We start from the raw sequence: 6813 nt of genomic DNA, 5'->3' as shown, positions 1-6813 counted from the left end.
TGCTGGCCAGCGGCATCGCCGAACCGGGACGGCTGCGCCATCTCGCTCATCTGCCGGTCGACTACATCGGCCGCCGGCATTTCGACGATGCCCATCTGCTGGAAACCGTGTTCGTGCCGCTGCCGGCACCGCCGATCCCGGCGCAGGTGGAACTCGGCGCCAGCGCGCCGTCGGCGATGTCGGCCGGCGATGCGGCGCGCTGAGACCTGCCACGGGAATCAATCCCGGCATGGGCCGGCATAGCCCCGAAGATCTCGACCGCGTGCGCGACCTGCTCGATCAGGTTGCGCATGGCAGCAAGCCCGCCTTTGCGGCGCTGTACGACGAGACCAGCCCCTACGTCTACGGCGCCCTGCTGCGCCTGCTGCGCAACCCGCAGTGGGCGACCGAGGCACTTCAGGATTGCTACATCCGCGTCTGGCAGCACGCCGACGGCTATGCGGCCGCGCGCGGCGATCCCTATGGCTGGCTGATCGGCATCGCCCGCTACCGGGCGCTGGATCTGCTGCGCGCGCAAACTGATCGTGCTGGCCGGCTCGCCGAAAATGCGTCCGATCTGCGTGATGCGGCCGTAGTGCCGAAGAGTCCTGAAACCGAAACACTGACCCTGATCGATCTCGAGCAATTGCAACGCTGCCTCGCCCATCTGCCGGCGGCGCAACGGGAATGCCTTTTGCTCGGCTATTACGAGGGGCATTCGAATCAGGAACTCGCCGATCGGCTCCACCTGCCGCTCGGCACCGTCAAAGCCTGGATACGGCGCGGTCTGGTACGCCTGCGCAGCTGCATGGAGGGACCATGAATTACGACAAGCCGGAACTGGTCAGTCTGCTGGCCTCGCAGTACGTGCTCGGCACCTTGCGCGGGCCGGCGCGGCGGCGGCTGGAACGGCTGCGGATCAGCCATCCGCAGGTGCAGGAAGCCATACAGTTCTGGGAAGACCTGCTGCAGCCGCTGGCGCTGCAGATCGATGCCATCAACCCGCCACTACCGGTGCGCGCGCAGGTGCTGGCGCGGGCCTTCGAGGCCGAACCCTTCCTGCAGCCGGCACCGATCGCAGCCGCACCGCGTCGGCGTCGTCGCGATGCGCTGCGCCGCAGCCTCGGCTTCCTCGCCGCCGCCTCGGTGATCGGCGTGATGCTGGTGCTCGGCGCGATCAGCCTCGGCGGCGGCCGTCTGAGCTTTCCCGCGTCTCCGCAGCAAGTGGATTCCGCCGAAGTTGCGAACCCCGACAGCCTGCTGCCGATCTATCTCGCCAGGGTCGGCATTCCGACCTCGAGCATGGGCTGGATGATCAGCCTGTCGCCGGATCACCGCAGCCTGTCGATCGTCGCCAGCGACGACCTCTACAGCGTCGGTCGCGGCACCGTCCAGCTCTGGTGGCTGCGCAACGGCAGCACGCCGATGCCGCTGGCGATCCTCGGCACCGAGCGCGATTCCACCGTCACCGTCACCGTGCCGCCGGACTTCGAAAGCGGCCAAAGCCTGGTGTTCGCGATCAGCCTGGAACCCTCCGGCGGCTCGCCGACCGGCAAGCCCAGCGGCGCGGTACTCGACCGCACCGAGCGAGACGAGGCAATCTGACGGACCTTTCCTGAAGTTCCGATCAAGCTGATGAAACTGACCGATGCCCTGCGCCGCGCTGCTCACCTGCATCCGGACGCCATTGCCACCATCGGCCCCGGTCGACGCAAGACCTTCCGCCAGCTTGAAAGCCGCGTTTCCTGCCTCGCCAATGCGCTGATCGGCCTCGGCCTGGCGAATGGCGATGTCGTCGCGATAGCCGCTGCGCACAGCGACCGGGTGCTGGAAACCCAGTACGCAATCGCCTGGGCCGGCGGCATCGCCGCGCATGCCGATCCGCGTCTCGCCTTCGATGGCCTGTGCGCGCTGATCAACGATTCCCAGGCGACGATCCTGGTGCTCGACGATCGCTACGCGGCGCAGTCCGAAGCCCTGTTCGACCACTGCACCTACATCCGCGCGATGGTGTTCTGCGGCGACGGCCCCTGCCCGGATCTGGCCAAGGTTCACGACGCACTGATCATCGCCGCCGATCCGATGCGCGACCGCGAAATCGGCGGCGATGCCACCGCCGCGCTCTGCTACCACCGCAGCGACGACGGCCGCTGGCTCGGCAGCCAGCTGTCGCATCACAGTCTGTGCTTTGCCAGCCTGGCGCTGGCGGCCGCAGGCAGCTTCAGCGATGCCGGCATAGGTCTGCAGGCGATCACCGCGACCGCCGCCGAGAATCTGGTGTTCAGCGGCAGCCTGCTGCTGCGCGGCAGCTCGCAGGTATTCGTCGACCCTGAGCGTGGGCTCGGCGCCGTGATCAGCGAGCAAGGCGTGACTGACATGCTGCTGACCGCAGCAGCGCTGCAGATACTGCTGATCGAAGCGGCCGACGCTGCACCATTCGCCGGTCTCGGCCAGATCCTGATCGCCCGCAGCACGCTCGATCTGCAATTCGGCCCCGGCCTCAGCGGCGCAGCACCGGCGCTGGCTGCGCGCTACCCGGCGGCTCGGCTGATGACCGCCTGGGGCACGCCGGAGCTGTGCGGCATCGCCACGCTGCAGCCGTTGCCGGTCTCTGCGGCAGCGGCTGCAGTCGGCCAGCCGATCGCCTATCTCGAACTCAGGGTCGCTGCCGACGATGGCCGTGAAGCGTCGCGCGGCGCCTTCGGCGAGCTCTATGCCCGAGGTCCGACCACCTTGCGCGGCTACTGGCAGCAGCCGGATGCCAGCGCTGTGGTTCGTCAGCAGGACTGGGTGGCCTGCGGCGTGCGCGCCGCGGTGACGGCCGATGGCGGCCTGCTGATTGATCCGACGCCGGTTGCCATCGAAGCCTGAGCGCCCGCGCGACGTAAAATCGCTGCCTGATCCTCAAACGCTCCGCCCGATGAATCCCGTGTTCAGCATGACTGCCGCCGAGCAGCAGCATTTCTTCATGACCCGCGTGCCGCACAACGAAGCGCTGGGCATGCGCGTCACCCATTGCTCACCGGGCAAGCTGTCGGTCGACATGCCGTATTCGGCCGAGCTGGTCGGCAATCCGGCGACTGGCGAGATGCACGAAGGCACGCTGACCGCGCTGCTCGACGCCACCTCCGGCTCGGTGGTGCTGACCCAGCTGGATGACCTGCGCCGTACCGCCACACTCGACCTGCGGCTCGATTTCCTGCGCCGCGCCAAGGCCGGTGCCGACATCCACTGCGATGCCTGGTGCCTGACCATCACCGACCATGTCGCGACCGTGCGTGCGATCGCTCATGACGGCGACAGCGCCGATCCGGTCGCCGTCGCCACCGGCAGCTTCGCGGTGTTTCCGCCCAGCGTGAAACCGGCTGCCGGAGCCGCCGTATGAGCGCGACGAGCACCGACACGGCAGTGAATTCCTATGGCCTCGACGCCATGCAGACGCTGTTCGCGAGCATTCCCTATCTGCGCAAGATGGGCTTCGAGTTCAGTGTCAACGGCGAGCAGCTAGGCGTCCGCCTGCCGTACGCCGAGCAGATCGTCGGCAATCCGAAAGTGCCGGCGCTGCACGGCGGCGCGATCGGTTCGCTGCTGCAGACCACGGCCAGCGTCCAGCTGATGCTGGCCACGCGTTCACTGCGCCTGCCGCGGCTGTTCAGCTGCACGGCCGAATACCTGCGCTCGGCCCGATTGATCGACGTGCAGGCTTCGGCCGTCGTCGTCACCCGCAGCCGTCGCTTCGCGAACGTGCGGGCAACGGCCTGGCAGGATCGCGCCGATCAGCCGATTGCCGCCGCGACCCTGCAGTTCGTGCTGGTCGACTAGCGCCTTCAGCGCTTGCTGGCTGCGCGCTTCTTCGCCACGGCTCTAGTCTTGGCGCCGCTGCGGGTCTTCGGCTGGATCAGGTCGATGATCGCGCTGACGCGGCCGAGGAAATGCACGCCTTGTGATGCTTCCTCGGCGGCCAGCCGGTCGACCATGGTCTGGATGAAGCGCCGTCCCTGATCGACCATGCGCTCGATCTCGCGCGCACCCTTGGCGGTCAGCACCACCTGACGCTCGCGGCCCGAGGTGGGGTGTTCGAGGATGTCCAGCAAGTCCAGTGGTTCGCGCGCCATCACCCGCAATGACTTCGAGATCGCCGAGTTGCGGATCTCGAACCAGCGGGTGATCGAGCGCTCGATCTCCTTGCGCGAAATGCTGCGCCCGCCTTCGCCTTCCGAGCGGATCAGCCACAGGATCGCCACTTGATGGCGGGTCAGACGGCCGCCGCGCAGCGCGTCCTCGATACCGATACCGACCTTGTAGTGCACCGGATAGAACAGGTCGAGAAACTCCTTCGCCGAATCCGATACCGGCGATTCCATAGCCGCCGCTGACGACGCTGCGGCCGGCTTCGCAGCCGATTTCCGGGCTGCTTTCGCGGCTGGCTTGCGGCCGCTCTCCTCGCCATCCGGCGTCGCCCTTGTTGACCGCCCGCTCACCGTACGCATATTGTGTCCTTGAGACATAGTTTCATCGTTTCAACAATCAAGACCGAGCTCGAACTCGGTCAAACCCAAACGTGCTTCTGGAGGAAGGACCATGAACCTCACCATCAATCCCCGCGATCTCGCGACGCCGGCCATCATCGCCGATCCCTATCCCGCCTACGATGCGTTGCGCGCTGATTCGCCAGTCGCCGGCTATGCCGACTGGCCGCCGGGCACGGTGCCGGGTCAGGACGCGCCGCTGCAGGCCTGGGCGTTGCTGAAGCATGAACACGTGCTCGCAGCAGCGCGTGATCCGCAGACCTTCTCCTCCGCCAACTTCCAGCAAGGCACCGGCGCGCCGACCCTGATGCTGGTCAACCACGACGATCCCGAGCACGCCGGCCTGCGCAAGCTGGTCAGCCTGGCGTTCACGCCGCGCCGCATCCGCGAGCTGCGGCCGGACATCGAAGCGGTGGTCAAGGATCTGCTCGATGCGCTGCCAGAAAGCGAGATCGATGTCGTCAGCCAGATCTGCGCCCACCTGCCCGCGCGGCTGATGCTGCGCCTGCTCGGTCTGCCACCGGCGATGTCGGAGAAGTTCCAGCTATGGTCGAACGCTTTCATGCTGTCGGCGGCGATGACCGCCGAGGAGCGCAACGCCAGCAATGTCGAGATGGTCGGCTACTTCCAGCAGACGGTCAGCGAACGTGCTGCCCGGCTGGCCGGCGGTGCAACGCCGAACGACGATCTGATTGACGCCCTGCTGACTGCCGAAGCTGACGGCAAGCGCCTGAGCCACGACGAGGTCTGGCGCTTCTGTTTCACGCTGGTGGTCGCCGGCAGCGAAACGACGATGTACTACGCGACCAACTGTCTGCAGGTGCTGATCAGCCGTCCGGAGCTGTACTCACAGCTGCAGGCCGATCGCACGCTGATCGGCCGCTTCCAATCGGAAACCCTGCGCCGCACCGGCCCGCCGCAGCGCCTGTTCCGCAAGGTGATGAAAGACGTCGAGATCGGTGGCAAGGCGATCAAGGCCGGCGAATGGGTGGCGCTGTTCTTCGCCGCCGCCAATCATGATCCAGCCGTCTTCGCGGAGCCCTATGAATTCCGCCTCGATCGCACCAACGCCAGCGGCCAGCTGAGCTTCGGCCACGGCATTCACTACTGCCTCGGCGCGCCACTGGCCAACCTCGAAGTGGAGTGCTTGCTGAACGCAATACTCGATCGCTACGCGAGCCTGCAGCCTGGCTCCTCTCCGGCGATTCCACAGACCGCCACCCTGCTGCAGCACAGCCACACGTCGATCCCGGCGCGGTTGGTCAAGCGCCGCAGCAAGCTTGAAGAAGCCAACATCGCCCAGGTCAAGGAAGTGTTCGTCCGCTTCGGCAGCGGCAACGTGCCGGCGATCCTCGAACTGCTCGACGACGAGGTACGGATCGAATTCTACGGCCCGTCAACGATTCCCTACGCTGGCGACTATCGCAGCCGCAACGAAGCACGGCGCTTCTTCGAGACGGTGCTGGCTTCGGTCGACATCCATCAATTCGATGCCGAGGAGTTCATCGCCCAGAACGATCAGGTGATCGTCACCGGCCATCTGCGTCTGACCGCCAAAGCCACCGGCGGCACGATCGAATCCGACTTCGTGCACGTCATCACCTTGCGCGACGGCCGCTGGCTGCGATTCCGCGATTTCATGAACACGTCGGTCGCGGTTGCCGCGTTCACCTCGTAAGCCCGAAGCGGGCGGCCATTGACCACCGTCTTCATCGCGTTTGATGATCCCCACCAAAAAGGGGAGCGCGCGTGGGTCAGAAAGTCGAGCCGAATCATCCAGCGAAGGAAGACGCTCCCCGCTGGCGTTTCGGCGAGGTGGTGCTCGACGAGCGGACGATGGAAGTTCTCGTCGGCGGCGAGAAGATCGAGCTGGCGCGCAAGCCCATCGAACTGCTGATGTACTTCGTCCGCAATCCGGGCGAAGTCATCACCAAGGAGGAATTGTTCGAGGCCATCTGGCCCGGCCGCATCGTTTCGGATGCCAGCCTGAGCAATGCCATCACCCGCCTGCGCACTGCCCTGGGCGATGAACAAGCCCAGGAACTGATCAAGTCGGTCTACGGTTACGGCTACCGGTTCATGGCCGAAGTGGCGCGAGAAGACGCCCGAAGCGCAAGCCTGCCGGCACCCGAGCCGGCGCTCGATTTCAAGGACGGCGATCCCGTGCCGTCACGCGTGGGCTGGGTTCTGCGAAAGCGGCTGGGCGCCGGCGGCGGCGGCGACGTCTGGCTGGGCATGGCCTCATCGACGCGCGAAAACCGCGTCTTCAAGTTCGCGCGGGATCGGCTGGCGCTCACGGCACTCA

General features: G+C 66.3%; 9 protein-coding genes. 8 read left to right on the top strand and 1 reads right to left on the bottom strand.

Annotation, left to right across the window (positions count from 1 at the left end):
- From QZY06_RS08310 to QZY06_RS08285, 6 genes are all read left to right on the top strand, one after another.
- On the top strand, window positions 1-203 hold a 203-nt coding region (locus tag QZY06_RS08310; RefSeq protein WP_295682747.1), incomplete at its 5' end, for a hypothetical protein.
- A gap of 26 nt (window positions 204-229) precedes the next feature.
- Window positions 230-802 (top strand): sigma-70 family RNA polymerase sigma factor, encoded by a 573-nt coding sequence (locus QZY06_RS08305; RefSeq protein ID WP_295682745.1) that lies wholly within the window; start codon window positions 230-232, stop codon window positions 800-802.
- Window positions 799-1584: an anti-sigma factor gene (locus QZY06_RS08300; protein WP_295682742.1), complete on the top strand. Its 786-nt coding sequence runs from the start codon at window positions 799-801 to the stop codon at window positions 1582-1584. Before QZY06_RS08305 ends, QZY06_RS08300 begins: the two co-directional genes overlap by 4 nt.
- 30 nt (window positions 1585-1614) lie before the next feature.
- Window positions 1615-2850 (top strand): AMP-binding protein, encoded by a 1236-nt coding sequence (locus QZY06_RS08295; RefSeq protein WP_295682740.1) that lies wholly within the window; start codon window positions 1615-1617, stop codon window positions 2848-2850.
- Between the two features lie 49 nt (window positions 2851-2899).
- The gene (locus QZY06_RS08290; RefSeq protein WP_295682738.1) at window positions 2900-3364 is read left to right on the top strand and encodes a PaaI family thioesterase; all 465 of its coding nucleotides are present in this window, start codon (window positions 2900-2902) and stop codon (window positions 3362-3364) included.
- The gene (locus tag QZY06_RS08285) at window positions 3361-3801 is read left to right on the top strand and encodes a PaaI family thioesterase (protein ID WP_295682735.1); all 441 of its coding nucleotides are present in this window, start codon (window positions 3361-3363) and stop codon (window positions 3799-3801) included. The genes QZY06_RS08290 and QZY06_RS08285 overlap by 4 nt, the downstream gene beginning before the upstream one ends.
- Window positions 3802-3806: 5 nt before the next feature.
- On the opposite strand, the gene QZY06_RS08280 is transcribed toward QZY06_RS08285, so the two are convergent.
- A complete protein-coding gene (locus QZY06_RS08280) occupies window positions 3807-4343 on the bottom strand; it encodes a winged helix DNA-binding protein (RefSeq protein WP_295682733.1) in 537 nt (178 codons plus the stop codon).
- A gap of 217 nt (window positions 4344-4560) precedes the next feature.
- Between QZY06_RS08280 and QZY06_RS08275 the strand changes: the two genes are divergently transcribed.
- Together QZY06_RS08275 and QZY06_RS08270 are read left to right on the top strand one after the other, a co-directional pair.
- A complete protein-coding gene (locus tag QZY06_RS08275) occupies window positions 4561-6186 on the top strand; it encodes a cytochrome P450 (RefSeq protein WP_295682730.1) in 1626 nt (541 codons plus the stop codon).
- 71 nt (window positions 6187-6257) lie between these two features.
- Window positions 6258-6813 (top strand): transcriptional regulator (locus tag QZY06_RS08270; protein ID WP_295682727.1); only part of this gene is annotated, 556 nt, incomplete at its 3' end.

Origin of the sequence: uncultured Nevskia sp. (genome assembly GCF_903885465.1) — a bacterium.
Taxonomy (GTDB): domain Bacteria; phylum Pseudomonadota; class Gammaproteobacteria; order Nevskiales; family Nevskiaceae; genus Nevskia.
Note: the sequence above shows the minus strand (reverse complement) of the source record. Positions and strands in the feature narration are given on the sequence as shown.

Bases quoted from the DNA above. Each gene is read 5' to 3' on its own strand.
- QZY06_RS08280 (WP_295682733.1), bottom strand. From the start codon at position 4,343: ATGGAATCGCCGGTATCGGATTCGGCGAAGGAGTTTCTCGACCTGTTC.
- QZY06_RS08300 (WP_295682742.1), top strand. From the start codon at position 799: ATGAATTACGACAAGCCGGAACTGGTCAGTCTGCTGGCCTCGCAGTAC.
- QZY06_RS08285 (WP_295682735.1), top strand. From the start codon at position 3,361: ATGAGCGCGACGAGCACCGACACGGCAGTGAATTCCTATGGCCTCGAC.
- QZY06_RS08305 (WP_295682745.1), top strand. From the start codon at position 230: ATGGGCCGGCATAGCCCCGAAGATCTCGACCGCGTGCGCGACCTGCTC.
- QZY06_RS08275 (WP_295682730.1), top strand. From the start codon at position 4,561: ATGAACCTCACCATCAATCCCCGCGATCTCGCGACGCCGGCCATCATC.
- QZY06_RS08290 (WP_295682738.1), top strand. From the start codon at position 2,900: ATGAATCCCGTGTTCAGCATGACTGCCGCCGAGCAGCAGCATTTCTTC.
- QZY06_RS08295 (WP_295682740.1), top strand. From the start codon at position 1,615: ATGAAACTGACCGATGCCCTGCGCCGCGCTGCTCACCTGCATCCGGAC.